The organism is Desulfomarina profundi (assembly GCF_019703855.1).
Classification (GTDB): Bacteria; Desulfobacterota; Desulfobulbia; order Desulfobulbales; family Desulfocapsaceae; genus Desulfomarina; species Desulfomarina profundi.
The window spans coordinates 2,904,145-2,930,682 of the sequence record NZ_AP024086.1 but is presented as its reverse complement, the minus strand read 5'-3'; the positions used below and the strand labels follow the sequence as shown (position 1 = coordinate 2,930,682).

Annotated in this window: 22 protein-coding genes; 8 read left to right on the top strand and 14 right to left on the bottom strand. The window is 48.0% G+C overall.

Features of this window, described 5'->3' with window-relative positions:
- Window positions 1–2 precede the first annotated feature (2 nt).
- The 5 genes from ugpE to LO777_RS13520 all read left to right on the top strand — a co-directional run bounded on the left by ugpE (window position 3) and on the right by LO777_RS13520 (window position 5,979).
- Entirely contained in the window at window positions 3–851 is an 849-nt protein-coding gene (gene ugpE / locus LO777_RS13540) for a sn-glycerol-3-phosphate ABC transporter permease UgpE (RefSeq protein ID WP_228854419.1), read from the top strand.
- Between the two features lies 1 nt (window position 852).
- A complete protein-coding gene (locus LO777_RS13535) occupies window positions 853–1,923 on the top strand; it encodes an ABC transporter ATP-binding protein (protein ID WP_228854418.1) in 1,071 nt (356 codons plus the stop codon).
- Window positions 1,924–2,435: 512 nt separating this feature from the next.
- A complete protein-coding gene (locus LO777_RS13530; RefSeq protein WP_228854417.1) occupies window positions 2,436–3,443 on the top strand; it encodes an omptin family outer membrane protease in 1,008 nt (335 codons plus the stop codon).
- A 239-nt stretch (window positions 3,444–3,682) separates the two neighbouring features.
- Window positions 3,683–4,801 carry a glycosyltransferase family 4 protein gene (locus LO777_RS13525; RefSeq protein WP_228854416.1) on the top strand — a complete coding sequence of 373 codons (1,119 nt, stop codon included), beginning with the start codon at window positions 3,683–3,685 and terminating at the stop codon, window positions 4,799–4,801.
- Window positions 4,798–5,979 (top strand): glycosyltransferase family 4 protein, encoded by a 1,182-nt coding sequence (locus LO777_RS13520; protein ID WP_228854415.1) that lies wholly within the window; start codon window positions 4,798–4,800, stop codon window positions 5,977–5,979. The genes LO777_RS13525 and LO777_RS13520 overlap by 4 nt, the downstream gene beginning before the upstream one ends.
- Here LO777_RS13520 and LO777_RS13515 read toward each other — a convergent pair.
- From LO777_RS13515 to LO777_RS13465, 11 genes are all read right to left on the bottom strand, one after another.
- Entirely contained in the window at window positions 5,976–6,410 is a 435-nt protein-coding gene (locus LO777_RS13515; protein WP_228854414.1) for a VOC family protein, read from the bottom strand. The two genes, LO777_RS13520 and LO777_RS13515, sit on opposite strands and share 4 nt — an antisense overlap.
- Window positions 6,385–7,116 (bottom strand): TIGR04283 family arsenosugar biosynthesis glycosyltransferase, encoded by a 732-nt coding sequence (locus LO777_RS13510; RefSeq protein WP_228854413.1) that lies wholly within the window; start codon window positions 7,114–7,116, stop codon window positions 6,385–6,387. Before LO777_RS13510 ends, LO777_RS13515 begins: the two co-directional genes overlap by 26 nt.
- Window positions 7,116–7,637 (bottom strand): TIGR04282 family arsenosugar biosynthesis glycosyltransferase, encoded by a 522-nt coding sequence (locus tag LO777_RS13505; RefSeq protein ID WP_228854412.1) that lies wholly within the window; start codon window positions 7,635–7,637, stop codon window positions 7,116–7,118. Before LO777_RS13505 ends, LO777_RS13510 begins: the two co-directional genes overlap by 1 nt.
- 123 nt (window positions 7,638–7,760) lie before the next feature.
- The gene (locus tag LO777_RS13500) at window positions 7,761–8,798 is read right to left on the bottom strand and encodes an aminoglycoside phosphotransferase family protein (protein WP_228854411.1); all 1,038 of its coding nucleotides are present in this window, start codon (window positions 8,796–8,798) and stop codon (window positions 7,761–7,763) included.
- A gap of 8 nt (window positions 8,799–8,806) precedes the next feature.
- The gene (locus tag LO777_RS13495) at window positions 8,807–9,835 is read right to left on the bottom strand and encodes an ABC transporter ATP-binding protein (protein ID WP_228854410.1); all 1,029 of its coding nucleotides are present in this window, start codon (window positions 9,833–9,835) and stop codon (window positions 8,807–8,809) included.
- Window positions 9,835–10,620, bottom strand: a complete 786-nt coding sequence (locus LO777_RS13490) for an ABC transporter permease (RefSeq protein ID WP_228854409.1) — start codon at window positions 10,618–10,620, stop codon at window positions 9,835–9,837. The genes LO777_RS13495 and LO777_RS13490 overlap by 1 nt, the downstream gene beginning before the upstream one ends.
- Entirely contained in the window at window positions 10,617–11,501 is an 885-nt protein-coding gene (locus LO777_RS13485; protein WP_228854408.1) for an ABC transporter permease, read from the bottom strand. Before LO777_RS13485 ends, LO777_RS13490 begins: the two co-directional genes overlap by 4 nt.
- Complete coding sequence (locus tag LO777_RS13480) at window positions 11,501–12,727, bottom strand: ABC transporter substrate-binding protein (RefSeq protein WP_228854407.1); 1,227 nt, start codon at window positions 12,725–12,727, stop codon at window positions 11,501–11,503. Before LO777_RS13480 ends, LO777_RS13485 begins: the two co-directional genes overlap by 1 nt.
- A 330-nt stretch (window positions 12,728–13,057) precedes the next feature.
- Entirely contained in the window at window positions 13,058–14,596 is a 1,539-nt protein-coding gene (locus tag LO777_RS13475; RefSeq protein WP_228854406.1) for a sensor domain-containing diguanylate cyclase, read from the bottom strand.
- Window positions 14,597–14,803: 207 nt separating this feature from the next.
- Window positions 14,804–17,071 (bottom strand): carboxyl transferase domain-containing protein, encoded by a 2,268-nt coding sequence (locus tag LO777_RS13470; protein WP_228854405.1) that lies wholly within the window; start codon window positions 17,069–17,071, stop codon window positions 14,804–14,806.
- Between the two features lie 157 nt (window positions 17,072–17,228).
- Entirely contained in the window at window positions 17,229–18,632 is a 1,404-nt protein-coding gene (locus LO777_RS13465) for an ATP-binding protein (protein ID WP_228854404.1), read from the bottom strand.
- 536 nt (window positions 18,633–19,168) lie between these two features.
- Here LO777_RS13465 and LO777_RS13460 point away from each other — a divergent pair.
- The 3 genes from LO777_RS13460 (at window position 19,169) to prfB (ending at window position 22,757) form a co-directional block, all read left to right on the top strand.
- Entirely contained in the window at window positions 19,169–20,041 is an 873-nt protein-coding gene (locus LO777_RS13460; RefSeq protein ID WP_228854403.1) for a hemolysin family protein, read from the top strand.
- Between the two features lie 57 nt (window positions 20,042–20,098).
- On the top strand, window positions 20,099–21,625 hold the full coding sequence (lnt, locus tag LO777_RS13455) for an apolipoprotein N-acyltransferase (protein WP_268907575.1): 1,527 nt from the start codon (window positions 20,099–20,101) through the stop codon (window positions 21,623–21,625).
- Between the two features lie 21 nt (window positions 21,626–21,646).
- Window positions 21,647–22,757, top strand: a protein-coding gene (gene prfB, locus LO777_RS13450) for a peptide chain release factor 2 (protein ID WP_407929071.1) whose coding sequence is annotated in 2 segments (ribosomal slippage) — window positions 21,647–21,720 and window positions 21,719–22,757 — 1,113 coding nt in all. Because the reading frame shifts where the segments join, the coding sequence is not laid out codon by codon here.
- A gap of 96 nt (window positions 22,758–22,853) precedes the next feature.
- On the opposite strand, the gene LO777_RS13445 is transcribed toward prfB, so the two are convergent.
- The 3 genes from LO777_RS13445 to LO777_RS13435 are packed head-to-tail and all read right to left on the bottom strand — an operon-like array spanning window position 22,854 to window position 26,384.
- A complete protein-coding gene (locus LO777_RS13445; protein WP_228854401.1) occupies window positions 22,854–24,566 on the bottom strand; it encodes an aldehyde ferredoxin oxidoreductase family protein in 1,713 nt (570 codons plus the stop codon).
- A gap of 28 nt (window positions 24,567–24,594) precedes the next feature.
- On the bottom strand, window positions 24,595–25,896 hold the full coding sequence (locus tag LO777_RS13440) for a TRAP transporter large permease (RefSeq protein ID WP_228854400.1): 1,302 nt from the start codon (window positions 25,894–25,896) through the stop codon (window positions 24,595–24,597).
- Entirely contained in the window at window positions 25,893–26,384 is a 492-nt protein-coding gene (locus tag LO777_RS13435; RefSeq protein ID WP_228854399.1) for a TRAP transporter small permease subunit, read from the bottom strand. The genes LO777_RS13440 and LO777_RS13435 overlap by 4 nt, the downstream gene beginning before the upstream one ends.
- Between the last annotated feature and the right edge of the window lie 154 nt (window positions 26,385–26,538).

The following is a 26,538-nucleotide window of genomic DNA, read 5'->3' as shown; positions in this document are numbered from 1 at the left end:
TCATGATTGAACAGCGTCCCGTAACGACGGTTGTAAGTCACCTGGTTCTGATCATAGGCGTCCTGCTGGTAGCTTTTCCCATCTGGATTACTTTTGTGGCAGCCAGTCATGATGCCGTTCGCATGACTCAGGTTCCTCTGCCTCTTCTGCCGGGAACCCATTTTTTTGACAATCTTCGTGATGCCCTGGTCAGGGGAGTCGGCAACGCCAGGGAGCAGTCAGTGGGGTTGATGCTGATTAACTCGCTGGTGATGGCGATGATGATCGCCTGCGGGAAGATAGCTATTTCTCTCCTGTCAGCCTTTGCCATTGTCTATTTTAAATTTCCCCTGAGGATGACATTTTTCTGGTTGATTTTCATCACTCTCATGTTGCCGGTGGAAGTGCGAATTCTGCCCACATTTGAAGTCGTAGCCAATCTGCACATGCTCAACTCATATTGGGGCTTGACCATACCGTTGATTGCCTCAGCAACGGCAACCTTTATGTTTCGCCAGGCTTTTCTTACTGTGCCGGACGAACTGCTTGAGGCTGCTCGGATCGACGGAGCTGGTCCCATGCGTTTTTTCTGGGATATCCTGCTCCCTATTTCCCGGACCAATATTGCAGCACTCTTTGTGATTCTTTTTATCTACGGTTGGAACCAGTATCTCTGGCCTCTGCTGATAACCACCGACAAGGATATGTATACCATTGTCATGGGAATCAAACAGATGCTTGAAGCTGCGGAAGAAGCACCGGAATGGCATCTGATCATGATGACGACTCTGCTGGCAATGCTGCCGCCGATTGTGGTTGTGGTGGGGATGCAGAAACTCTTTATTAAAGGTTTGACAGAAACGGAGAAGTAGTGTGGCTGGAGTAATACTTGAAAATGTTGTCAAGGTTTTTGATAAGACGGAAGTCATTCACCGGGTAAACGGTGTCTTTGAAGATGGTCAGTTTATTGTCATTGTAGGGCCGTCCGGCTGTGGAAAATCAACAGTGTTGAGGATGATCGCGGGACTCGAAGAGGTGAGTGAAGGAACAGTCATGATTGGAGACAGGGTTGTGAATGAGGTGGAGCCAAAGGATCGCGAGATTGCCATGGTTTTTCAGAATTATGCCCTTTACCCCCATATGACCGTGTTTAACAATATGGCTTATGGTCTCAAACTCCAGAAGCTTGGGAAGGATGAAATTAAAAAACGGGTGGATGAAGCAGCCAGGCTTCTGCAGCTGTCTGATTTTTTGAAACGCAAACCACGCCAACTTTCCGGCGGTCAGCGACAGCGAGTGGCCATGGGGAGGGCGCTTGTCCGTAAACCGGCTGTATTTCTCTTTGATGAACCCCTTTCCAATCTGGATGCCAAGCTGCGTCATCAGATGCGGGTGGAACTGAAAAAGCTGCATAAACGATTGGGAACAACCATGATTTATGTAACCCATGATCAGGTGGAAGCCATGACCCTGGCCGACAGGATTGTGGTCATGAATGATGGCAATATTGAGCAGATCGGTACACCGGATGAGATTTACCATAATCCCGCTTCTAAATTTGTGGCAGGTTTTATTGGCTCTCCACCCATGAATTTCATTCGGGCCAGGATTGTTGGGAAAAACGAACTTGAACTTCTGGATGGCACTCGTCTGATTCTGCCGGGGCAGGAATTGCCGACGGAAAGCGAAGTATTGATCGGAATCAGGCCGGAAAAAATCAAATTGTTCACTGAAAAAAAAGAAGGACGCATTAAACTGGAGATCGAACTCGTAGAAAAACTTGGTTCCGGAGAATTACTGTACAGCCGTATTGGTGAGGAGTCCATTGTAGTGACCCTGGCTGAAAATTCAGCTGAGGTGGCTGATACCTGCTGGGCGGAGTTTTCACCTGATGACCTTTATCTGTTTTCCGGGGAAGCTGATGGAAGGATTATACAGGGGTGATTTCTCTGTTTTAGATGGAACCTAAATCCTGCACTTCCGGAATAAAAAAACATTTTTACTGTATAAACAGATAATTATCATATCGCAGTAAGGGTTGTACTACTCACTATCCGAGTGAGATTGTTTTTTCTTTATTCCCTCGCCCTACGGGATTGGCAATTTTATCGAATCTGCTTCGTTATCAAGGGCTTGAAGTATGTTACTATATTTATTGTCGATATATTGCAGAAGATGGCGTCGCCTGGACTGACCTTGGGGGAACATTGTGTAAATTTTGTTCGATTACTGATGGTTGACTAATTATTTGTATTCTACAGTTATTCTCAAAATTGACACAATGTTCATGAGAAATGCGGGTTCGGGGAAATTATGAGTAAGTAATGGAAATTTCCTTTGAATTTTTCCGCCTCATATTATATGCATAATATATACATCAATTTGTCATGATTTTACGATAACCTCCATTTTATACGGTGGTTGTGAGTTATTATTTATTACCAGTAGAGGCTAAGATGATATTCAAAGGAAAAAAAGGTGTTTTCCCTGCGCTCCTGTTCTTCTGCGGGGCCTTGCTGCCGGTGGCGGGAAATGTACAGGCGGCCGGTGTAGCAGTGCAGCCGGCGGGAATGGACAAAAAAGTTGAAAAAACTACAACTATCCAGATTAATCAGAATATTGTCGTCGTCAGTGGCAGAATGTCCCTGGGATGGATACATGGCGACTCCAATGAACTGGTCTATGATCCCGGTACAGGACGTAAAATAAGTGAGCTGAACTGGGAGATTGACAATGTCTATATGCTTGGCATCGGTGGTTCTCTCTCTCCTCTGTCGTGGTTGAATTTCAATGCTGATATCTGGTTCCGGGTCAATGACGGTGACGGGGAAATGAATGATTATGACTGGTTCCTCGACAGTCCTGAATATACCCACTGGTCAAATCATCCGGATACGGATCTTACCACTGGTTTAATGTTTGATATCAATGCCGAAATGACCTTTTATGAGGTCATGGGCTCAAAGTTTTTTGGTATTGCCGGTTTCAAATATGATAACTGGGAATGGGAATCTTTTGGTGGAGATTATGTTTACTGGGGAGTTTCCGGAAGTTTTCCTGGCGGACAGAATGTCATAACCTATGAACAGAAGTTCTATACTCCCTATGTTGGCATCGGTTTTAAATCCAATCTCAGTGAAACGCCTATCACATTCAGTGGCAGAATTATCGGCAGTACCTTTGTCACTGCCGAGGATAAGGATCAACACCATTTGAGAAATCTTGTTTTTGAAGAGGATTTTGATTCCGGCAACATGTTTGCAGTTGACCTGTCAGGTGCTTATAATTTCACAGATCAGCTTTCTCTGCTGGTGTCCTATCATTTCCAGCGATATGACGAAATGAAGGGGGAGACTACCATAACTAATCTTACAACCGGAGCAGTGACAAAAGTAGACGGTGATGCTGCCGGAATTGATCATTCCTCAGGTATGTTGTCTTTGAGTGCCGTATATACCTTCTGAGTTGCAACTGCATCGGGAAAAAGATATCCGGTAAAGAGGGGGGAGATTCAGCAGTGATGAATCTCCCCCATTTTTTTGCCTGCATACAGCGAAACAGCCCGTTAGCAATTTATTGTTTACGTTATTTTTACTGTTCAAGACTCTCCAGCAGTTCACTATGTCGGAAAGAATTTTCGTGTTTTTAATCAGGATAACTTGTCTATATTCACCCGCGTGAAATATTGAAAAGGAGAAGACGATTGCGAATCCTGTTTGTTGCACCCAATATACCGATACCCGGTACCCATGGCGGATCGACCCATGTCACTGAAGTTGTCAGGGCGCTTTGCAGGGAGAATGAAGTCCTTCTCCTGGCCCGGCGAGGATCGACAGGTGAGGGGGTTGCAGGGGTCGGCGGGAGGCTGTTGCCGGGGCCGTTACGTTTTCTTCTGCCCCTTGTTCATTTTCCTGTTGCCTGGAAGTATGCTAGAGCATTTCAGCCGGATGTGATTTACGAACGTTTCAGTGCTTTCGGGCTTGGAACGATTCTTGGGAAAAAACTGGGAGCCCCTGTGGTGGCCATGGTCCTGGATAAGAGTGCAGCACCGGTCACCTACAGGTGGGCGGACAGGCTTATTACCACTGCCCCGCACCTGGTGCCGGAAAAGTACCGGGACAAGGTGGAAAAGGTCTGTTGGGGGGCCAATACCGAGATCTTCCATCCCGGGAATAATGGATCACATGTTCGGGAAAGACATGGAATCGGCCGGAAAGAATTTCTGATTGGTTACATGGGGGCGTTCTATCCATGGCATGGTCTAGAAACCCTGGTGGAGGCTGCTGTTCTGCTTGACCGTAATCCACCTGTAGATAATTTCAGATTTCTGCTGGTGGGGGATGGGCAGATGAGAGCCCCGATTGAAAAACTGGTTATGGAAAAATCCCTCGGACACCGGTTTCTTTTTCCAGGCAGGGTGGCTTACGATTCCGTGCCGGACTATCTGGGCGCAGTTGATACCTGTGTAGCCCCTTATAATCCGGTAAAACATAAGGAACTTCGCAGGCATGGCATGTTTTTTGACCCGTTGAAGGTCTTTGAATCCCTTGCCGCCGGAAAACCGACGATAACACTTGACAGTGAGAATATGCGACACCTTTTTGAGGATGGAAAACATGTTCTTCTGGTAAAACCCGGTGATGCGACCGTGCTGGCAGAGGCGGTGAGCCGACTTGCTGTCGACAGGGATCTGCGTGTTCGTCTGGGGCGGGAGGGGAGAAGGATCACCGAGACAACGTATTCATGGCAGGCCCATGGGGATCAACTCTGTCGTATTTTTCGCCAGTTACTTGAGTCCGAAAAAGCCGGGGAAAGTCGATGAGAATCGTCTTTGACGCGCGGTATATCCGCACCAGTGATACGGATGTTCTTCCCGCCGGTGGGATCGGGCGATATTCTTACCAACTGTTGCGGCGGATGCGAAACCTTGATGAGGATCTGAAGTTCCTCCTGGTCGTTCCCGCAGGCAACGGGCGGCCGATCTTTCCCGAATCAGATATGAAGATCCGCGAGGTTTCCTGTCAATTTCCCGCCAATTCTTTTTCCACTCTCTATCGGCTGGCCGAAAAGATTGATTTCTGTGGTCAGGATCTTTTTCACAGTCCGTTTAACATGATGCCGGGCAAACTTCCCTGTCCTTCGGTAGTGACCCTTCATGATATCATGTGGTTGACACAGCCGCATCTCTGTGCCGGGTTCTGGCCTGAAAGAGTGCTGGTTGGGGCACTCTATCAAAAAGGTATCAGGACAGCCCTGTGTCGGGCGGATCATATCATTACAATTTCTGAGGCTTCCAGAAGGGAGATTGTCAGGTATAAACCGGAAATCGTGGATCGAATAAGTGTTATTCACCATGGTATGGAGTCTTTTTTCAGGGAAATTGAACAGGAAAGGGTGGAGGCTCTGCTGGCACCTCTCTGGTCGCAAATCGGAATGAGTGGGGAAAAAACAACAAGAGAAATTATACTCTGTGTTGGTCAGGGATCACCTTATAAAAATCAGGCACGGGCGATACAGGGGTTTCTTGGGGCATTTGGCAAAAGGGATGATATCCAGCTTGTAGTAGTGAATCGTTTTCGCCGTTTTGACTGGAAAATGCGGCGATTGCTTGCACGGGAAAGAGCAGGAGAAAGAATTATCCTTCTTGATTCCGTCACCGATGAACAACTGCTGGCCCTCTATAACCGGGCCCGGATTTTTCTTTTTCCTTCACTGGTTGAGGGTTTCGGTATGCCGCAACTTGAAGCCATGGCCTGCGGGACACCGGTGCTGACTTCTAACAGGGGTGCTCCAGCAGAGATCTCCGGAGGGTGCTCTCTTCTTGTGAATCCTGAAAATGTTGAAGCTATTGCCCATGGTCTGGTTGAGCTTGATCAAAATGAAGAGCTTCGGTGCAAACTGATTGCGGCGGGTAGAAAACGTGTGCAGGATTTTCGTTGGTTGGATGCAGCTGAAAAAACAATGGCTGTTTATCAGGCGGTCATGAGAATTTCGGGTTAAGGATATTCGGCGAGCTCCAGAAGAATATTATCTGGTCCATAAAAATAGACCAGTTTTTTTCCAGACTTCTGGTAAACATGAACATTGCTCAAAAAGCGGATCCCGGTTTTTTTCAGTTTCTCGACCTCTTCTTCTATATTATCAACAGCGAAAGCGAGATGACGAAAGCCGGTACTGTTGGCCTGACCGATACCGGGGTCGGTGTTCGATTCAGGGGAGTCGTAATGGATGAGTTCCAGTCGTGTCAAGGAGCCTGGAAACTCAAGGGCGATATAGTCTGCTTCGACATTTTCCAGACCGACAATAGAGCTGATCCACTCTCCCGTGAGATGGGCCCTGTCAATTTCCACAAATCCCAGCTGCAGGAAAAACTGTTCTGCCTCCTGAAGATTGGAGACAACGAGATTAATGTGGTCTGGTCGAAGAATCATGGTTGACTCCCTGGTTTTTTGCAGCTACTCCCTGCATGCGCTGATAGATTTCTGCAAGGGTCGGCAGTGGTACTCCGCACCAATAGCCCGCTACAATTATCTGATTGATACATGTTGTACGGATAATCCCCATGTTATCCCAGCGACGGGATGAAGTTGACACGGCTTCTTTTAAGATGTGTATTTTACCCAGTTTTCGGATTGAGCGCATGAAAATAAAGTCCTCCATAATGGGACCTTCCCGAAAGCCGCCGATTCTGTCAAAGTTCTCTCTGGAGGTGAAAATTCCCTGGTCCCCATATGGCATCCTGCAAAGGCGGGAGCGGAGATTGGCGCAGGCCGCAACCATGGTCAGCCGTTTTGCGGAACTGTCGATATGCAGGGAAAACGCTCCGGCTGCATATCCGTTTTTCATGGTTTTTCGGACAGCATCGGAAAAATTTTGCGGAAGAATTGTATCCCCATGGAGAAAGAGAAGCAGCTCACCTCTTGACGCTTCTGTTCCGCGGTTTAACTGGTGTCCTCTTCCCCGTGAAGAGAGGATGACCCGTGCGCCGAGGTCTGCTGCTGTTTCCCGAGTCCTGTCCTCACTGCCACCATCGACCACAATAAGCTGAATGTCTTTTCTATCCGCTAGCCCTGTCAGGGTTGTCGGCAGATGTTTTTCCTCGTTGAGGGTGGGGATGATAATTGAAATAATCTCCATTACAGCAGTCCTTTTCTCCTGGCAAGGATTAAGTCTTCAGGGCGATCGATATCCTGGAGAACGGGAAGCAGAAACACGGTATACCCATGTCGTCGGATTCTTTCAAGGGAGAGTTTCAGGACATTTTCCGTTGACCACGGGATATCAGAAAACAGCAGGTTCTCAAGGTGTTTCAGGGAAGCTGTCCGGAGGCCGAGCAGGTAATAACCTCCATCTGCACTTGGTCCGAAAACCATGTCATGCTCCTCCAGGCTGTTAAAGCCTTTTTGTAAGATATCTTTATCGATTTCAGGAATATCACTGCCCACAAGCAATGCGCGTTCACAGCCCGTTCCGGAGAGTGCCATGAAGGCTCCGGCCATTTTCAGGCCGAGATCTCCGGGTACCTGGGAGTGGAATAAAAAATCACTGCCCAGCCATCTTGTCATCTCATCCAGCTGTGCATCGTCATAACAGATTGAAAGGGTTACAGGGAATTCTTTTCTGAGCTGAATCATTTTTTCCACCATCTGTTCTGTCATTGTGCGTTGCAGTTCCGCCGCACCCCGATCACCAAGGAGGGGGCCAGCCGTGTCTTGGTGGTAGTCGGTCGTGGAAAACGGGTAAAGAGGATAAGGTGGTTGCTGGCTGTCATGGCAGGGATATCAGGAGTCCAGGAAGGAGGAAAAGAGTGAGCGGATAAAGTCTTCATCGAGGTAGCGCTGCAGAGTCTGCCAGGTATCTTTGTTACGAATACCACTGTATTGTCCCTGGTAACCGACCCAGGCCATGGCGGACCAGGAAATTCCCCTGAGAAGGACAAAAGGTGCTTTGATTCGTACCCTTTCGTAAAGACTTTCCCTCAGCTTTTCTGATGTGATATATTTTTTATACTCATTGAAAAATAGAGTGGAATCTCCGGGTGTAAAGCGGTAATCGGTCTTCCAGAGGGTTGTCAGAGGTGAGATAAAATGACAGAGATCACTGGATGGATCACCCTGTCGTGCCATTTCCCAGTCTATGAGGTGAGTGGTTCCCGCCGTTCTGTTGACTATGAAATTCCCGGAGTTGACCTCGGTATTGACAATGGTCAGCCAGGGATTTTCAATATAATACTGTTCCTCCCCTTTCTTTTTTTCCGCCTGTGCAATTATTTTTTCCAGTAATCTGCAGATATTCGGGTTGGCCAGTTCTGAGGAAATATACTTTTCAACAAGTTGCTGACATTCCACCAAAATAAGGCTTAGAGAGCGGGTCTCCCGTATCAGATGATTTTTGTCGGGCGGGATAATCTGGTGGATGGTGGCGAAGACGCGTGCGGCATTTTTCAAGTCTTTGCGGTAATCAAGGTGACGTCCCGGCAAATATTCCATAATCAGGATGCCCCGATCGATGAACTCTCTGGTGTCGTCGGCAAAAAAGGGAACGGGTGTCACCCTGGAATTCTTCAGCAGCTTCAGAGTATTAAACTCGTAAAGTATCTGGTCATCCCGGTTGATCTGTGTTCCCATATTGACCCGGAAGACAAGGTTTGTTGTTGTTCCCCTGAGGAGATAGTTCAGGTTGTATTCACCACTTGCCAGGGGCAGGACGGTGAAGTGGTCATCTCTGACAGGGAGATCATTATGCCAGGGAGCAGTGCGGAGATAGTGGACCACATGATGCTGGTAACGGGTGATGGGATCAATTGTTTTATTTGTCATTTTCGTTATCAGCTCTCTTCTGGCGGTTCCTGAAAATAATGAATCCGTTCCTTCGGGAATCTCAGATAAACACTTTGGCCGGGATGAAAGGACGGTCGTCTGCAGAGAACGGTCAGGTCGTATCCGGGTGATGTGCTGACGGTAAGCTTGGTCAGTTGTCCTTCAAAAATAATTTTTTCCACTGTCCCGTTGAACCATGATTTGTCGATACAGTCCTGATTCCGGTTGTTTGTCCTGATTTCAATATCCTCTGGACGAATGGCAAAGAGTTCCTTTCTCCCGTTCGGGCTTTGTTCAGGCAGGAAGGTTTGGCAGGGCAGGATATTATCACAGCCAAAAAAGCGGGCAACATCCTGGTCTGCGGGATGATAGAAAAGTTCCTGGGGTGTTCCGCTCTGTCTCAGTTTGCCGTCAAGGAGCAGACAGACCCTGTCGCTGATTGACAGGGCTTCCGACTGGTCATGGGTAACAAAGAGCATGGTGGTTTTTGTTTGTGTCTGCAGGGAACAGATAAGATCACGCATCTGTCCACGAAGTCCCGGGTCAAGATTGCTGAGGGGCTCGTCCAGGAGGAGAATTGCCGGTTCAAGGATCAGTCCCCTGGCAAGGGCGACCCGCTGCTGCTGGCCTCCGGACAACTGATGAATTTTTCGGGTTCCGAGGCCGTTCAGTCCAGTGATTTCCAGGATCCTTTCGATCTTTCTCACAGCTGTTTTTCGGTCGACATGTCTCATTTTCAGACCAAAACCGATGTTTTGGTTCACGTTGAGGAAGGGAAAGAGGAGCGGTTTCTGGAAGATAAGGACAGCGTCACGTTTCTCGGCCGGGAGGTGGTTTACACATTTGCCGTCAATATAAATTTTTCCATCAGAAGGAGGAAGCAGCCCGGCTATGGTTTTCAGGATGGTTGTTTTACCGGCCCCGCTGGGACCGAGAAGAGAGACCAGTTCCCCGTCTTGAATGGAAAGGTGAAGATCCCTGATAACAGTGGTTGATCCATACTGTATTGTCAGTTTTCTCAGTCCGAGTCGTTCCATCAGCGGATTCCTTTCAAACCTGTCCGGCCGAGATAGTGGGCACTGCCGGTCAGGGCAAGCAGAGCCGGAAAAATAAATACAAGGCTGACTGCCGCTGCAACCGGTCTGTCTCCACTGGCCATGAGGGAAAAGAGGAGTATTGGCAGGGTCAGCATTTTGCCGCCACCTATGATGAGAGTGCTGAGGTACTGGGACCAGGAAAGCAGAAAGGAAAAAAGAGCGGCAACGATAATACCAGGCAATATCATCGGCAGGGTAATCCGGAAGAGGATAGCCCGGGGGGAGGCACCAAGGGACTGTGCCTGGGCTTCAAAATCGGGATTGTAATCCGAAAAAATTCCCCGCAGAACATAAATGGTATAGGGCAGGCAGAACGTGAGATGGATGAGAACAACCCCAAGGAAAGATTCAGCGAGGTTCATTTTGATAAACCAGAGATGCAGCCCCATGGCTACCGACAGGGGAGGAACGATAATCGGCAGGAGGAGAAAAAGCATCACCAGTTTTTTGCCCGGGAAATCGTGGAGTCCGAGAGCCCTTCCCGCCGGGACTCCGAGGATGAGTGAGATTACTGCTGTGACAACCGCCAGGAAAAAACTTGTTGAAAGACTGCCGAGGATCTGGCTGCCTGCCGTGTTGAAAACATAATCCCAGGCCCTCATGCCAAATTGCCGGGGAACCAGTGATGGATAAAACCACTTTTCTGCAAATGACCAGAGAACCAGGGGAAGAAAGGGAAATCCCACCGGAATCAGAATGGAGAGCAGCAGACCGGTTTTTTTCAAGACAGAATTCCTCTTCTATAGCCGAATTGAATAAGGAGCTGAGAAAACCAGATAAGAAGGGCCACCAGCATTGTAATGATCAGGCCGATGGCTATTCCTTCCGGTCTTGCCAGCAGGTCAATGTCGCTGTACAGCTTATACCCCCATACCGGCAGGGATACGGGATAGGTTTTTCCCAGCAGGTAGGGTACCTCAAACGCTCCGAATGTGAAGGCAAAAACAATGAGAGATGCTCCTCCGAGACTTGGCCAGAGTATTGGCAGGGTGATATGACAAAAGCGTTGAAATGGTGACCCGTACAGGGTAGCACCAACCTCATTGAGTTCCGGTCCGGTGTTGGTCAGGACGGCCAGCAGCATGAATGTTATGAATGGTATCTCCTTCCAGATATAAACCAGGAGGATACCAATATTATAGTCATCGTTGATCAACAGAGGAAAGGATGATGGAGAGTCGAGAAAGCCGAAAAAGGAACAGAGCCTGGATATGACCCCGGACGGAGAGAGAAGAAACAGAAAAGAAACCGCCACCACAAGGTGCGGGACAGTAAGGGGAACCTGCAGTATGAAATGGAGCAGGCGGCTTTTTTCTGCTCCGTATACCAGGGTTGGGGCAAGAAAAACACTGATTACTGCGGCCAGAAGTGTTGAAATCAGGGAGATGGTAAATGACAGGGACAGGCTTTGGATAAAATCCGGATCAGTGAATACAGCAATAAAATGGGCAAAGGTAAGGCTTCCCAGCCCTTCGTCCGGTGTGTAGCCAAGGGCCTGAAGAAACCCCAGGATCAGTCCTCCAACAAAAAGAAGGACAATCAGAACAAGAGCGGGTGCCAGAAGCCTTACCGGAGCTGATAAAAGAAAATTCCGGTGGTTAAACATTATCTGCCTTTCAGTACGTGCTTTACCCAGCCTTTTTCCAGTCGTACCAGGATGTTGCTTGGTGGTTCCGGGAGTTGGTGCGCCTGGAGCTCCGCATCCGTCAAAGTGGCTTCACCCCTGGGTCTGTTCTTGAATTTTTCCTGCCAGTTTACCGGGAGCAGGTTCGAAGAAATTATGGGGAAATCTCCCCATACGTCCGGATCCGCCTTTTTCAACTGGGCCTCCGGAGAGAGGAGATAATTGGCAACAACCTTGGCTGCAGCCTTGCTTGCGGCGTTAAACGGAATGGCGACAAAATGGGTGTTGGCAATGGTTCCTTGGTCAAAAACGTAGGTGCGAACCGTTTTGGCAAAAATACCGTCAAGAATATTCCGAGATGCGGCAGCCTGGTGGTAGGAGAAGGAAAAATCAACTTGCCCGTCACTGAAGAGACTGTCCATACGTACCGGAGATTCAGGATAGGTCGTTCCTTTTCGCCAGAGATATGGTTTGAGTTCAATCAGTTGTCTGTATGTCGCTTCTTCCGCCTGTTGCAGCTCATTTTCAGTGTAACTGCCCTGCCACTTGTTTGGGCCGGTCGGGGTTGCGGCATAGAAAAAATGGCGGATAAAAACGGAGCCGGTGAAATCGGGTGGGGCCGGGTAGGCAAAGCGCCCGGGGTGGGAATGAATCCATTCAATGAGTGCCGGAATGGTTCGAGGGGGATTCGGTGTCCTTTCGGTATCATAAATCATCACCATCTGGGCACTGCCCCAGGGGGATTCCATGCCATCCACGGGAGTGCCGAAATCGCTGGCGATGGTGGGGGCCGAGCGGTTGACGAATTGTATATTGGGAAGAGAGTCGGCAAAGGGACCGTAGAGAAGGGCGTTTGATTTGCAGGTACGGAAATTTTCACCGTTGATCCACATCAGATCGACATTACCACCGCTTTTTTTACCGGCCTGTTTTTCCACAAGGAGTTTACTGACGACCTCAGCAATATCCTTGACCGGTACCTGGCGGAGGGTTATATCGTATTTTTTCTTCAATTGATCGGCAAAGAACCCGTTAACCAGTTTATTAACGGAAGGTGAACCTCCCCACATATACCAGTTGACCGTTTTTCCCCTGGCCTCATTGACCGTTTTTTCCCATGAGTTTCCGTGTCCTGCAGCAGGAAGAAGCGGGCTGGTTGTCAGAAGAATGAGTAATGAAAACAGGAGCGACTTGAAAAATAATGTCATTATAAACCTCTTTGTATTACCTGATTGTATACAACCCGCATTTCTCATCAGTTCAGACGGCGTCAGCTTCAAAGTTCTCGGCAGTAAATTATAGTGATCTATATTTACTGCCGAAATACTGCAGAAGATGGCGTCGCCTGGGCTGACCTTGGGTGAACATTGTGTAAATTTTATTCAATTACTGAGAATGAGCTCACTGTTTTTATTCTACGGTTATTCTCTAAATTGACACAATGTTCATGAGAAATCCGGGTTAAGTCCAGCCATGTTTTTATACCGTGTTTTCAGGAAGATGTCAAAAACAGGATTTTTTGTGATGGTTGGGAAAATTCAGGGGGAGAGAGGGAGGATAGTGACCCGGTTTCTGCCGTTCTGCTTTGACAGGTAGAGGGCGCGATCTGCAGTGTCGATAAGATGCTGTTTGTTGATTCCTCTGGAGTTCAAATCATAATAAACGCCACCAATACTGATAGTAATCTTGATGGAATGACCTTCAACTTCAAAGGGTTCCATGGCGCAGCGCCTGAGGCGCTCGGCGAAGACTTTCATTCCGGCGTTCTGTGTTTCCGGTAGAATTACAGTGAATTCTTCACCGCCATATCTGGCCAGAATATCACTCGGCCGGATGGCATTCTGAATACGTTCAGCAAGGAAAATGAGGATCTGGTCTCCAGTGGGATGCCCGTAGGTGTCATTAATTTTCTTGAAAAAATCAATGTCAAACATAATGAGACAGAGATCTCCATTGTAGCGTTCTGCCCTGGCTATTTCCTTTTCAAATATTTCCTGAAAATATCTGTGGTTATAGACATTCGTCAGCCCGTCCCGGAAGGCAAGATTCTCCAGTTTGGCATTGGCTTCCTGCAGCTCTCTTGCAAAGCGCTCGGATTTTTCTTTTGATTCCTTCAACGCCATGACCAGCTGTTCATAGGAAAGATTGAGCCGTCCCAGTTCGTTGTTTGCCTCCTGCAGCATTTGAGAATAGGGTTTCATTTCTCCGGGATCCAGTTCAAAAATCTCCAGGATAGCAATGGTTTTTTCTGCGACATCATCAAGGAGCTTTGCAGTCTGCTTCTTGTCCATATCGAATTGCTCTTTGAGTCTGTCCTGCAGGAACGCCAGATTTTCCGTTGTCTCCTCGCCATTGTAAATTGTTGAAATCAGGTTGGCCAGAGAAAGAATCTCTGCTGACTGCCTGTATTCTTCCGGGGCGTTTTCCGGGAAATGGTGGTGGCAGGTGGGTTCGGAAATGGAGAGCGGCAGTTTCCAGCTGCGGGTGAGCATGCAGCTGACCTGCTGGTGGTCGAACTGGAATTTTTCCTGCTCAAGTTTTATCAGGCATGAACAGTCATTGTTGCTGGTCCTGCATTTGGTCAGCAGGGGAGTATATTCTTCACCTTTATTGAGGAAAAGGACCAGGACACCCAGGTCCTGCAGAAGTGCCGTGACAAAGATATCGTCATCTTTTTTTCCTGTCAGGTTTTTTACCACTTCTGCAGAAACGGCAGTTGTTACGGATCTGCGCCAGAAAAAGTCGAAATCAAATGTTTTTATTGCAGGATTTCGCAGATCACTGGTAATGACAAAGGAGAGAGCAATGTTTTTTATGACATTGGTGCCAAGGATGGACATGGCGTGGGTAATGCTGCTCACCCTGTTGGGCAGGGCATAAAAGGCGGAATTGGCAATCTGCAGCATTTTCCCGGTAAGGGACGGATCAGCCGAAATGATTCTTTCCAAATCACTCAGGGAAGACTCCTTACTCTGAACCGTATTGAGGATCTGAACAGCTATCGCCGGAGGTGATGGCAGGTTGATCTGGGCCTCGATCTCCCTGCGGATTCTTTCATCAGATTGAGCAGATGTCATGTAATACCTCAAAAAAAATGCTCATATATCAAGCGTATGCTGCGTTTTTTTGTTGTCTCTATTTCTCGGAGTCGATGTTTACCTGATCTTCAATGTAACACCTGTTCTTTCAGGGTGACCCATACCATATCATAACGTTGTCAGGAAAATTTGTAAATGCTTTAAAGATAACAATTCGATAGAGGTAAAGCATTCCTCAGTGGACAATTACCTGTAATACAGACTCGGGCTTCCCATGGTCTGCAATGCCTTGTACAGGTTTCTCCTGAACTCCCTGCGATCCCAGATCCCCTGGATATGTCCTCGTTTCAGGGCATTTCTGGCGGAGTGATAGTCCGGTGGTATTTCCGTACCCGTGGTTTCCCTGATGACCCTCGGACCCGCAAACCCGACCCTGCTGGAGCGGATGGCGAACTGATAGGGGGAGCAACCGAGAAATGAAGCGACTGGACCGGCATAGGAGTTATTGTCATAGACCACCAGGTAGAGACCACCCGCGTCAATATATTCCCGTACGGCCATGGTACACTTGGGCATCTGGACAACTCCCAGGGTTCCCTCCTGGATACGGATGCCGCCTGTTGTGTGTATGTAAGCAAGAAAAGGACGTTTTTTTCGTTTGGCAAGGGCACATGCCTGGGCAAATTTTTCCCCTTCAGCCGAGCCAACAGTGCCATTTCTGAAATCTGAATAGAGCATGGAGACGATGATCTGGATTCCATTGATCTTGGCATGAAACGTCATGTTTCCGGAGCGGCGTCCGGTTTTTGTCTTTGATGCCTGGAGCCGTTCGGAAAACCCGGTATAGCTCAGGGGATTTCCTGAAGATATTTCCTGGTTGAAATGGCGGATGGAACGGGGGTCAAAAATATTCTCCAGATACCATTCATGCTCCAGGGGGAAATGATGGCCGCATGTTTCGCACACCCCGGCAAATTCTCCGTAAAGGTCTGGTATCCACAAATCTTTGCAACCAAATTTCTCCGCATTTGGGCAGGTGACTGTACGATCCTCATTGGCCAGGGGACTGGTATAGGTATCGGTCAGTTCCAGGGGATCAACACGACGATCAGTTGTTGACTGACGGCCCGACCAGGTTATCAGTTTCTGGGGTCTGTCATCCTTTTTTTTCTGGAGAAAATCGAAAATCGCGCTGATGGGTTCGGTAATTCTTTTCAATATGATGGAGCCTTCACCGGACACGTCAGTCAATACCTTTTTTACCTGTTTTTTATGATTTTTCATAACATCATAACGCAGGGAATAATAGATTTTTTCCGTTTTTACCCTGGCAAGATTATACAGACCGTCCGTTGCTTCTATGTTACCGGAGAAGCCGTTTCTGCCCATGTTATGATATTTTTTAGAGCGCATGGCCAGCAGACGCTTGACTTCTTCCCTGTTCAGATCCCATGGAACTTCCAGCTGCAGTTCTTCTGTGTTCTTGTGATGTTTTTTACGGCGGATTTCATAGGTTCTGAGGGCACTGAAACTTTTTGTGGAAAGAACCACCTTGTCCGTGGCCCGCAGCATTTCCGAACGGAGTTTGGAGAAAAAGGCAAAATCATCTCTTCTGGCGCCAAGGGGCGGTTCGTAGATTATTCTGTCAATGGTTTTGTTTTCCAGATTATCTTTGGCGGTGAGGCGAAGCCTGTCGGCGCAGAGTTCGATGAGCTCCCGTGGCACTTTGGAACCTTCTCTGATTTTACCTTCAATTGCTGCTGCACCCTCCGGAGAGATAACCGAATAATACCCGTGGGAAGCCATCATCCGGAAATCGGCAAGACCAATGGCCTCTGCTCCGCCGGACCCACCTTCGGAGATCATGGAAATCATGGGTACGCGCAGTTTGGTCATGGCATAGATGTTTCTGGCAATCTGCTGTGCTGCTCCCGGATATTCCTCAACCGGGTAGGAGCCGGGTGTAAAGATATAGAAATGGATGGGAATGCCTTCAGTTTCGGCAACTTTCATGTATCGCAGCGCCTTTTCATTACCCTCAGGGCGACAGGAACCACCGTTGCGGTATTCCTCGCCGTGGCCGCTTTCCTGGCCGATGACCATAACTGAGGCGGTGTACGGCTTGTTCTTGATTCTCCTGGCAATGGTAGCCTTGGCACAGACCATGGCCGGATCAATATTGGCATCTTCTTCGCCACCCAGTTCCGTATAATCTTCGTATACATTTTCCAGGATATCCTTCAGGGTAAAACGCTGGATGCTGCGAACAATTCTGACCCGTTCCATTGGGGTGAGGTGCTCTTCGGCCCGTTCCTCCAGAAAGGTGATTGAATCATTGAGTTTGCGGATTGCCGCGGAAAACTCTTCTTCTGAATGGTCGTAAACCGTGAGTTTCAGCTGGTCACAGTTCTTTTTGAAACCGTCAAGATTTCCCCAGTTTGTATAGTCCTTTATCTGGAGCAGATAGTTGATGCGTTCTTCTATTTTCAGGAGCTGCTTGAGTAATTCATTCATATTGAGAACTTCGGTTATATGTGTATCGTCATAACCGGTCTGGTTAAGACGTTATTATCGAAATCAGGTTGTTTATCTGAAAATTTTACCACGGAAGGTGTTTTTGCCGCAGTTGGATTTTCCTTTGTTTTTTGTGGTTGAGCCATTAGAGCACTGGCTAAAAGGCAAGCAAACGATCAAGATTGTTTTTCAGATATTCCAGGTTTGTAATAATTCGGTTGCCGGCAGAGTCTTTTCCCCGGATAACCGTTTCGTTAATAAATTGTACCGCTTTGGCCTTGGCGTCATCCATATCCTCTCCCCAGACCAGGGCCAGGGCAAGATTCGGGTCAAAGTCGCTGGGAATAGGGTATGGCCTGTCAAAGGGAACGTGGGAATAGACCACGGACCAGTCGTAATCGGGAAAGGAAAATTCGGTGATGGTTCCTATCCACGGGGCAAACCCCCTGCGGGTGTCCTCTGCCACGATACGAAGCTCAATGGCTGCCCCCCTGAACTTGACCGCCTTCTGTTTGTAGCCGATTTTTTCTCCAAGACCAAGCCGGATCTGTTCACGGATCAGGTTGGGATGCTCGTCATTAAGGTAACTGATACGGGCTGAAATATCATTTTCTACCTGGATACGGGTATTGACTTCGAGCAGGTAGGGTTGGCCGGAGCGGGATACTATCCACTCCCAGGTGCCGACGTTATCATAATTGACATGGGCCGCCAGCTTCAGAGAGTATTTGACGATCTGGTCCAGGAGTTTTTTTTCGTCAAATTCGTAATCAAAACAGGAACTGTGAAATCCGGGTGCAGCTTCGACCCGTTTCTGCCTGCCGGTGGACTGAATGGTACAGTTCCGGGAACTGAAATGGATGCGTTCTCCATGCCGGGAGCAGACAAGCTGGACTTCCAGGTGGTTATAGTCCTGCAGGCATTGTTCAATGAGAACACCTCCATCTCCAAACTGCCGTTTGGCGTAATTCTGGAGCTGCCGGTATACCCGCCTGAACTGTTCAATTTCCGTGACCTCTTCTATACCCATGCCACCACCGCCGGCTGCCGCCTTGATGAGAATTGAAGGGTTTTCAGTTCCTGCCTGTTTCTGTTCTTCCAGAAGACCTGCGGCAATTTCCTCCGCTTCCATCTCATTGTAGATGGGCGCATCCGTTCCGGGAATCGTCGGGATTCCAAGCTTGTTGGCTACCCTTTTGGTATTGATCTTGTCCCCGAGATCACGGATGACCTGCCAGTTGGGTCCGATAAAAGTCAGTGGCCGGTCCCGTTCAGTGGCTCTTCTGGCGAAACGAAAATCCTCCGAAAAAAAACCGTAGCCAGGATGGATGGCGGTACATCCTGTAAAATCTGCTACGGCGAAGATGTCGTTCGGGTCTGTATAACTTGTTATACGCCAGGCATTCTGGCCGTGACCACTGGTTATATTGCGCTGAACATGTTCCGAATCCCTGTCGGCATCGGTATAGACAACAACGTAATCAAGACCGAGATCGCGACATGCGTTCATGATTCTGATGGCGATTTCACCACGATTTGCTATAAGAATTTTTCCTTCCAAACTCTTCCCTCAAGAAAATTATTCTAGTATCTGTCCCCAATGCTGAAAACCAGTTGCAGTCATTTTTTCCAGTTGAGAGAGACTGCAAACTCTATAAAATCGTGGCTACTATAGTAACAGAGTGTCAATTAGAAAAGTAAAAAAGGTTCTTTTTTATTGTATTCAGGTTTGTGGTATACTTTTCACTTCCGTTATTTTGCTTCCCCGTAACAGAAAATATTTGTATATGGGAAAGAGAACGGCGAAAGAGAGAATATTTCGTCATTTGGGACCTATCCCGTATTTCTCATCAGTTCAGGCGGCGTCAGCTTCAAAGTTTTCAGCAGTAAATAATAGTGACCTATATTTACTGTTGAAATACTGTAGAAGATGGCGTCGCTTGGACTGACCTTGGGTGAACATTGTGTAAATTTGTTTGATTACTGATAGTTGGCTAATTATTTGTATTCTACAGCTACTCTCAAAATTGACACAATGTTCATGAGAAATGCGGGCTATTTCAGGTGACACTTTCAAGTCACTCTAAAGTCATGACAATGAAGAATAATTTAACATCAGACGAGCAGGAATCTACAGAATCAGGAGGGATTTTAAAAAAAATCCTGACTTTTTTCAACTTTGGACGCCCCGGCACAAAAGAGGATCTTGAACACGAGATCCAGGAGCTTCTGGAAGAGGGAGAGGAACACGGTTTAATTACTTCTCTTGAAGAAAAAATGATCAGCTCGATTTTTGATTTCAGGGAAACTTGTGCCGCGGAGGTGATGACACCGGCTGCGGAAGTTGTTTCTTTTAATGAAGCCGCACCGGTTTCCGAGCTTATCGATACAATTATTGATAACGGATTGACCAGAATTCCGATCTACAGAGACAATCCTGATCAGATTATAGGTGTCATACATGCAAAGGACCTGCTGGCCTTCTGTACCCGTTCGAACGAGGAGAAAGAACAGTTGGAAAAATACCTGCGGCCGGTATCTTTTGTTTCCGAATCCAAATTGATTGTGGATCTGTTGCCTGAATTTCAGAAGCGCAAAGAACATATGGCCATGGTTACTGATGAGTTCGGTACTATCCGCGGGCTGATTACACTGGAAGATATCCTGGAAGAAATTGTCGGTGAAATTGATGATGAATATGATGTGAAACAGGATAAAATCGAAGAGGTTGGTCCAAATACCATCAGGGTTCACGCGCGGATGGATGTTGAAAAGATAGAAGAGTATTTTGGTGTTGAATTTCAGGAAGGACCTTTTGAATCCATTGGCGGTATGATAATTTATTCTCTCGGCAGACTGGCCAGGCCGGGTGACAGTGTCAGGATTTCCGGTTTTTCCTTTGAGGTGGAAAGCGCCACTGAACGGCACCTGCAGTCGGTGCTGATCACCCGTCTGCAGGAAGAGGAATAGTTCAGTGCCCTCAAGGTTCTCCCCATTGCTGCTTAGCCTGACGACGCCGGTTCTTCTCTGGCTTTCACTCCCTGGGGGGGAGAGCTGTGGCCGCTGCTCTTTTTTGCCCTGGTACCTTTCCTGCTCCCTGTTGTCGGCCGGACAGTTTCGATGAAACAGGTTCGTCGATACGGGTTTGCCTGCGGGTTTCTTCATTTTTTCATCCTTCTCTACTGGATTGTCATTGTTCTCGGCAGGTATGGCGGGCTGCACTGGTCAATCGCGGTGGTGGCGCTGGTTTTGTTTGCCTCCTATATGGCCCTGTATTTCGTCCTTTTTGCTGTTTTTGCAAGAGTGCTGGTGACGGCCTTTTCCCCGCTGACCGCACTGTGGTTTCTGCCCACTCTCTGGGTGGGACTTGACTGGTTGAAGGGAGTGGCTTTTACGGGTATTCCCTGGATGGATCTGGGTTATGGACTCTGGTCGGCGCCTTTATTTATTCAGAGTGCGGATATTTTCGGGCACCATGGTCTCACCTGGCTGGTACTTTTTTTCAATTGCCTGGTTGCTCTTTTCCTTTCCGGGCGATGTCGGTATGCCGACAGAATGTATATTATTGTTTCCGGCCTCCTTGTTCTCATAACTGTAAGCGGGTATTCGACCGTTCGCAGGGCTGAACTGGAGAAGATTTCTGTTGAAAAAGTATCTTCAATCCGGATAGGTATTGTTCAGGGAAATATCGATCAGAGTGCGAAATGGTCTGCCGGATCGAGAGGGATGACTCTTGACAGGTACGTGGGGTTGTCCCGTTCTCTTCTGCGGAGTTCACAACCGGAGTTGCTGGTCTGGCCTGAAACGGCATTGCCGTTTTACCCGGTTTCCGGTAAATATATGGGAGCCATGAAGGCGATGACGATGGAAAGTGGCGCGGCCCTGCTGACGGGAGCACCATGGTATGAAATTGTTGATTATGGCGAAAAAAGAATTAATTATTTCAACAGTGCTCTCCTTTTGGATGACAAGGGGAAGATAAGCGGCAAGTACTATAAAAGCCATCTGGTGCCGTTCGGGGAGTATGTTCCGTTGAAAAAATTCCTGCCTTTCCTGGCCCCCCTCGTGGAGGCCGCTGGCGATTTTTCGGCCGGAAAAATTGAACACCCGCTGGTCTGGAAACAATGCAGGATTGGGATTCTTATCTGTTTTGAGTCTGTTTTCCCGGAACTCACAAGAAAGTGGGTCAGCTCCGGGGCAAACATGCTGGTTAATTTGACCAATGATGCCTGGTATGGTAAATCAAGTGCCCCGCACCAGAGCCTGGCCATGGCGGTACTGCGGGCGGTGGAGAGTCGGCGTGCAGTGGTTCGGGCCGCCAATACGGGAATTTCGGCCTTTATCACCCCCCTTGGCGAAATTGTCGGTGAATCCGAACTCTTTCGACCATATGGACATGCTGAAGATGTGCCACTCTGGGAGGTAAAGACATTCTGGGCACGGTACGGATATCTTTTCGGGCCTTTTTGCCTGCTGACAGGTTGTCTGCTGGTTCTGGTCAGCATGAGAAATGCTGGTTGGCCGGTGGAAAGAGAGTCTGGAAAAATGAAATAAAAGAAAATACAGGAAGTTATTATGTCTATGGAAACTGGCGGTGCAGTATCGAAACAGAAGTTAAACGATTTGAAGGCTCGACTCCTTGCCCTGAAGGAGCATCTTTGACTTAGCCGGAAAGAAGGAAAAACTGGAGCGGCTTGAACGTCAGACCCTTGCTCCCGATTTCTGGAATGATGCGGAAACGGCGCAGAAGATCCAGAAACAGCATGGACAGCTTCAGGACACAATAAAAGACTGGGAGGCAAAGTGGCATGATCTCGAGGAAACGGAACTCCTCCTGGAGATGGCCGTTGAGGAAAAGGATCACGAGATCGAGGAAGAGGTTGCCCTGAAAATTGAATCCATGGCTGAGCAGCTTGATGTGGCTGAAATGGAGTGTATGTTCAGTGGTGAACATGACACGGCCAATGCTATTGTCGCTATTCATGCGGGTGCCGGCGGTACTGAAGCCCAGGATTGGGTGGACATGCTCCTGCGCATGTACCTCAGATGGGCGGAAACCCGAGGCTTCAAGGCTGTTATACTTGATCACCTGCCAGGAGACGAGGCGGGGACCAAGAGCGTTACTTTTATGGTGAAGGGACGCTACGCCTATGGATATCTCCGTTCGGAGCTGGGGATTCATCGGCTGGTGCGTATATCACCCTTTGATACCAGTGGCAGGCGCCATACCTCCTTTGCCTCTGTCATGGTCATGCCGGAACTGGATGACTCTGTTGATATCAAAATTGAGGAAAAAGACCTGCGTATCGATACCTACCGGGCCAGCGGCGCCGGGGGGCAGCATGTCAATAAGACTGATTCTGCCATCCGTATAACCCATCTGCCCACGGGAGTTGTCGTCCAGTGTCAGAACGAGCGATCCCAGCATCGCAATAAGGATATGGCCATGAAGATGCTGGTGGCCCAGCTTTACGAACTGGAAAAGGAAAAGCAGGCAGAACAGCACGAAGGACTGCACGGGGACAAAAAGGGGATCTCCTGGGGGAGCCAGATTCGTTCTTATGTGCTGCAGCCATACAGGCTTGTTAAAGACCACAGGACTGATCATGAATCCGGTAACGTGGACAGCGTCCTCGACGGTAACCTGGATTCATTTATCAAGGCGTTCCTGCTCTGGGGCCGGTGAAAAGAAAATTACTGCTGTATACCAAAGTTCAGTTCAGGTTGTCGGCCACCTTTTTAAATGTGATGTTTTTAAAGGTGGCCGTTCTTTCAGCAAAAATTAACCAGAGTGGACACTGTCCAGCTCCTCATCAGACACATCAAAAACTGCATTGTTTTCGGGGAGAGGTTCATGACTGAAAAAATCGGGCAATCTGTCGTCCTGTCTGTCAAATCCGACAGCTTTGTTGAAACTTTTTTCAGTTTTAATCACGCTTTCACCCAGTTGTTCAATGTACTCATCACTTAACGGTTCTCCCAGCATTGCTGAAGCACATTCTATGATATGTTGTTTGAGTTCAGGAATATCGAGAACCGGCAACGAAGCAAAGAGACAAAGACCAAGGGAATCTATTGCCGCGAAGTAGGCTTGAAGAAATTGAGATACTGGGGCCTGTCCCGTGGGGGATGAAGGATTGTATTCCGGATTGGCTGGACTTGGAAGTGCATTGCCGCAGGTATGATCCGCTCCCATGGTTGAGGTCGCGTAAGTGACACCCGTACCCTTCAACACTCTTGGATCATAACCGGAAATGCACTGTTTTTTCACACTGGGAATTCGTGTTACACCCAGTGTTTTCCCGGTAAAGTGAGCACCATTGCCTATCATGAGGCCATTTTCATGGCCGTCATAGATAGAGTTCAGAAGTAAAAGGGCTTTTTCACCGTCACCCCAGGGAAGTTTGCCGGCCTCCATTGCTATTGCCAGTGCCCCACCTGCTTCCATTGTATCAAGACCCAGGTCGTTGCAGAGCCTGTTTAAACGGGCGACAGTTTCGATGTCACCGATCATGCAGTTGCTGCCCAGGAGGGCAAGAGTTTCGTATTCAATGGAGCTGCAGATGAGATTTCCGTTATCGTCTGTCAATATATTTGAACAATGGATTATGCACCCTTTCATGCAGGCATGTGATGCCTGTGCATCCGGGCGTTTTGAGATGAGTTCTGCTAGTTGTTCTCCCGATAGCTGTTCGGCGAACTTGAATTGACCACTGGAAAAATTTTTGGTTGGCAAAGCACCAAGAGCATTTATCATATTGACAAGCACAGGAGTGCCCAGGTTTTTCAACCCTCCAATCAACGGATGGGCGGCAACACCTTTGGCAAGGGCTGTGGCTGCCCTGTCGAATCGGGGTGCATCCTTTGGTGTTGCTTCTTTTTTCCCACCTGTATCAATGACTACTGCCTTGAGATTTTTGGAGCCCATTACGGCACCGACACCGCCGCGGGCGGCAAACCTGAGATGATGATCCCTGGCAGATACAGCAATTGCCGAAGCTTTCAGTTGCATTTCTCCGGCTGGTCCTATGCTGATGATGCCGATTTCATCGCCGTGTTCCTTACGGAGTATTTCCACGCATTGGTAATTCCCCTTTCGTGCAAGCTTGTCCGCCTGCACAAAAATAACACCTTCGGGTGTTATTTTCACCAGCGTATGGTTTTTACCGCATCCTTCGAGAATTACACAATGGAGTCCGAGACCGGCCAGTTGGGCTGCTACGGCTCCACCTGCGTTTGCTTCCTTGATAGTGTTGGTCAGTGGGCTTTTTGTACCCACCGACAACCTGCCGCTACAGAGCACTTTCGTCCCTGACAGGATACCCGGTGCCAGAACAATTTTATTATCACTGCCGAGGGGGTCACAGTCAGGTTTTACTTCGTCATTGATGATTTTTGAACTGAGTCCCCGGCCGCCCAGATGGATATATTGGTTCCGAATATCTTCGAACTGAAAGGTCTGGTCTGTAAGGTTGATGCGCAATATTTTTTTCATGGTTTTAACCTCTTAAAAGTGAATTGTATTAAAACATCCGGTTCGGCAGCCATGTAGCCAGGGCCGGGAAAATCATGACCAGGAGCAGGACGAAAAATTGAATCAGAACAAACGGTGGTATTGATTTCCATATATCCCTGGTTGTGACATCGGGAGGAGCTACCGCTTTCATCATGATCAATGCCCAGCCGAATGGCGGGGTCATGTAGGCCATCTGCATGTTAAGAATAAAAAGTATTGAAAACCAGATCGGATCAAATCCGAGGAGTGTGGCTATGGGAAGCATGATCGGTGCACAGATGGTAACGACGGCATAGTCGTCCATGAACATACCGAATATGAGAAGTATGATCTGCATACAGAAGAGAATCACATAGCGGTTTACGGAAAGGGAATCTATGAGTTCCATTATCATATCCTGAGCACCTACCGAGACATAGAAGACTCCGAGAAGTGTAGCCGGGATGAGAATCCACAGTGCCATACCCGTGATTTTCAGTGTTTCCAGGCAGGATTCCTTTATTACTTCCTTGCTCAGTTTCCCGTAAATTGCACAGATAATGATAGAACCCAGAGCTCCCACGGCCGCAGCCTCTGTTGGAGTGGCAATTCCTTTGAAAATTGAGCCGAGTACCAGTAAAACAAGCAGGGCCGGTAAGGTGATTTCCTTCAGCACCCTGAAGCGCATTGACCAGGAGACATCAACCGTAGTTTTTGGCAAAGCCAGGGGATTGATTATACCGGTAATAACAATAAAGATGATATAGAGACAGGCCAGCAGCAGCCCGGGAATGAAACCGCCAAAAAAAAGCTTTCCGATGGAAATACGGGCAATAAAGGCGAAGATAATCATAATGATCGCAGGCGGGATGATTTCCCCCAGCACGCCTCCGGCCATGACTGAACCAAGTGCAATGTTTTTTGAGTAACCGTGCTTCAGCATTGCAGGCACGGCAACAAGCCCCATTGTAAGAATACCGGGGCCAAAGCCGCCGCACATTGCCAGACTGACACAGACACCGATTGAAACAATGGCAAGCCCTCCCCGCAGTCCGGACAGCCAGTAGCTTAACCCGTTGTACATTAGTTCTGATATCCCTGATTTTACAAGGAAATTTCCCATTATTAAAAAGAGGGGAATGGTCATCAAAGTGGGGCTTGTAATTTGCTGATATGTTGTAGTTGCAACAGTATAGAGGGAATCAGGGCCTTCGACCAGGTATGTCAGAACAACTGTGATACTTCCAAGGGAAAAAGTTACCGGAATTCCGAGGAGCAGGAGCGTGAGCAGGCCTCCAAACAGTAGGATAGTAATCAGGCCAATGCTCATTTTTCCCCTCCCTTATCCCTGTCTCCAATATAAATTGCAAAACAGGCTCCAAGAAAAATTGCTGTGCCTATTGGGATCAGCATTTTCAATGGATAGAGGGGGAGTTTGAAAACACCTACCATTTTTTCCTTGTTCTGCCAGGCATCAAAACCCATGGAACTGCTTTTCCACAGCAGGCTCCCGAGAAAGCAGAGCGCTGCAAGAAGCGTCAACAGGTTGACTGTTTTTTTCATATATCCTGGGAATCGTTCATAGAGCATTTCTATTCTGATATGACTCTTATGGATGAGTGTGTAACTCCCGGCAACCATAACAAAAACAGCAAAGAGCTGTTTGTTGATCGGCCAGGCCCAGCTGGTTGGCGAGTTGAAGGCGTAACGGGCAACAACTTCATAGGTAGTGATTGCGATAATTACGAGAATAAGAAAACTTGTGACGCTGCCGATCGATTCAATGCATCTTTTGATACTTGCCGTCAATTTTTTCAAAGTCTGCACCTTTGTACTTTAGCGCCTTACTCCTGAATTTCTGTCATAAAAACAAGAAACCAGGGAAGGTGTTTTGAAATTAAATGGTTAGGTTCATTTCCAAGGCACTTATACCCCCTTGAGGGGTGTTAACCTTGTAGAGTAGTGGATTACA

Excerpts from the sequence above, each read along its gene's own strand:
- ugpE (WP_228854419.1), top strand. The coding sequence starts at position 3 with ATGATTGAACAGCGTCCCGTAACGACGGTTGTAAGTCACCTGGTTCTG.
- LO777_RS13530 (WP_228854417.1), top strand. The coding sequence starts at position 2,436 with ATGATATTCAAAGGAAAAAAAGGTGTTTTCCCTGCGCTCCTGTTCTTC.
- LO777_RS13520 (WP_228854415.1), top strand. The coding sequence starts at position 4,798 with ATGAGAATCGTCTTTGACGCGCGGTATATCCGCACCAGTGATACGGAT.
- LO777_RS13515 (WP_228854414.1), bottom strand. The coding sequence starts at position 6,410 with ATGATTCTTCGACCAGACCACATTAATCTCGTTGTCTCCAATCTTCAG.
- LO777_RS13510 (WP_228854413.1), bottom strand. The coding sequence starts at position 7,116 with ATGGAGATTATTTCAATTATCATCCCCACCCTCAACGAGGAAAAACAT.
- LO777_RS13505 (WP_228854412.1), bottom strand. The coding sequence starts at position 7,637 with ATGACAGAACAGATGGTGGAAAAAATGATTCAGCTCAGAAAAGAATTC.
- LO777_RS13500 (WP_228854411.1), bottom strand. The coding sequence starts at position 8,798 with ATGACAAATAAAACAATTGATCCCATCACCCGTTACCAGCATCATGTG.
- LO777_RS13495 (WP_228854410.1), bottom strand. The coding sequence starts at position 9,835 with ATGGAACGACTCGGACTGAGAAAACTGACAATACAGTATGGATCAACC.
- LO777_RS13485 (WP_228854408.1), bottom strand. The coding sequence starts at position 11,501 with ATGTTTAACCACCGGAATTTTCTTTTATCAGCTCCGGTAAGGCTTCTG.
- LO777_RS13480 (WP_228854407.1), bottom strand. The coding sequence starts at position 12,727 with ATGACATTATTTTTCAAGTCGCTCCTGTTTTCATTACTCATTCTTCTG.
- LO777_RS13475 (WP_228854406.1), bottom strand. The coding sequence starts at position 14,596 with ATGACATCTGCTCAATCTGATGAAAGAATCCGCAGGGAGATCGAGGCC.
- LO777_RS13470 (WP_228854405.1), bottom strand. The coding sequence starts at position 17,071 with ATGAATGAATTACTCAAGCAGCTCCTGAAAATAGAAGAACGCATCAAC.
- LO777_RS13460 (WP_228854403.1), top strand. The coding sequence starts at position 19,169 with ATGAAGAATAATTTAACATCAGACGAGCAGGAATCTACAGAATCAGGA.
- LO777_RS13445 (WP_228854401.1), bottom strand. The coding sequence starts at position 24,566 with ATGAAAAAAATATTGCGCATCAACCTTACAGACCAGACCTTTCAGTTC.
- LO777_RS13440 (WP_228854400.1), bottom strand. The coding sequence starts at position 25,896 with ATGAGCATTGGCCTGATTACTATCCTACTGTTTGGAGGCCTGCTCACG.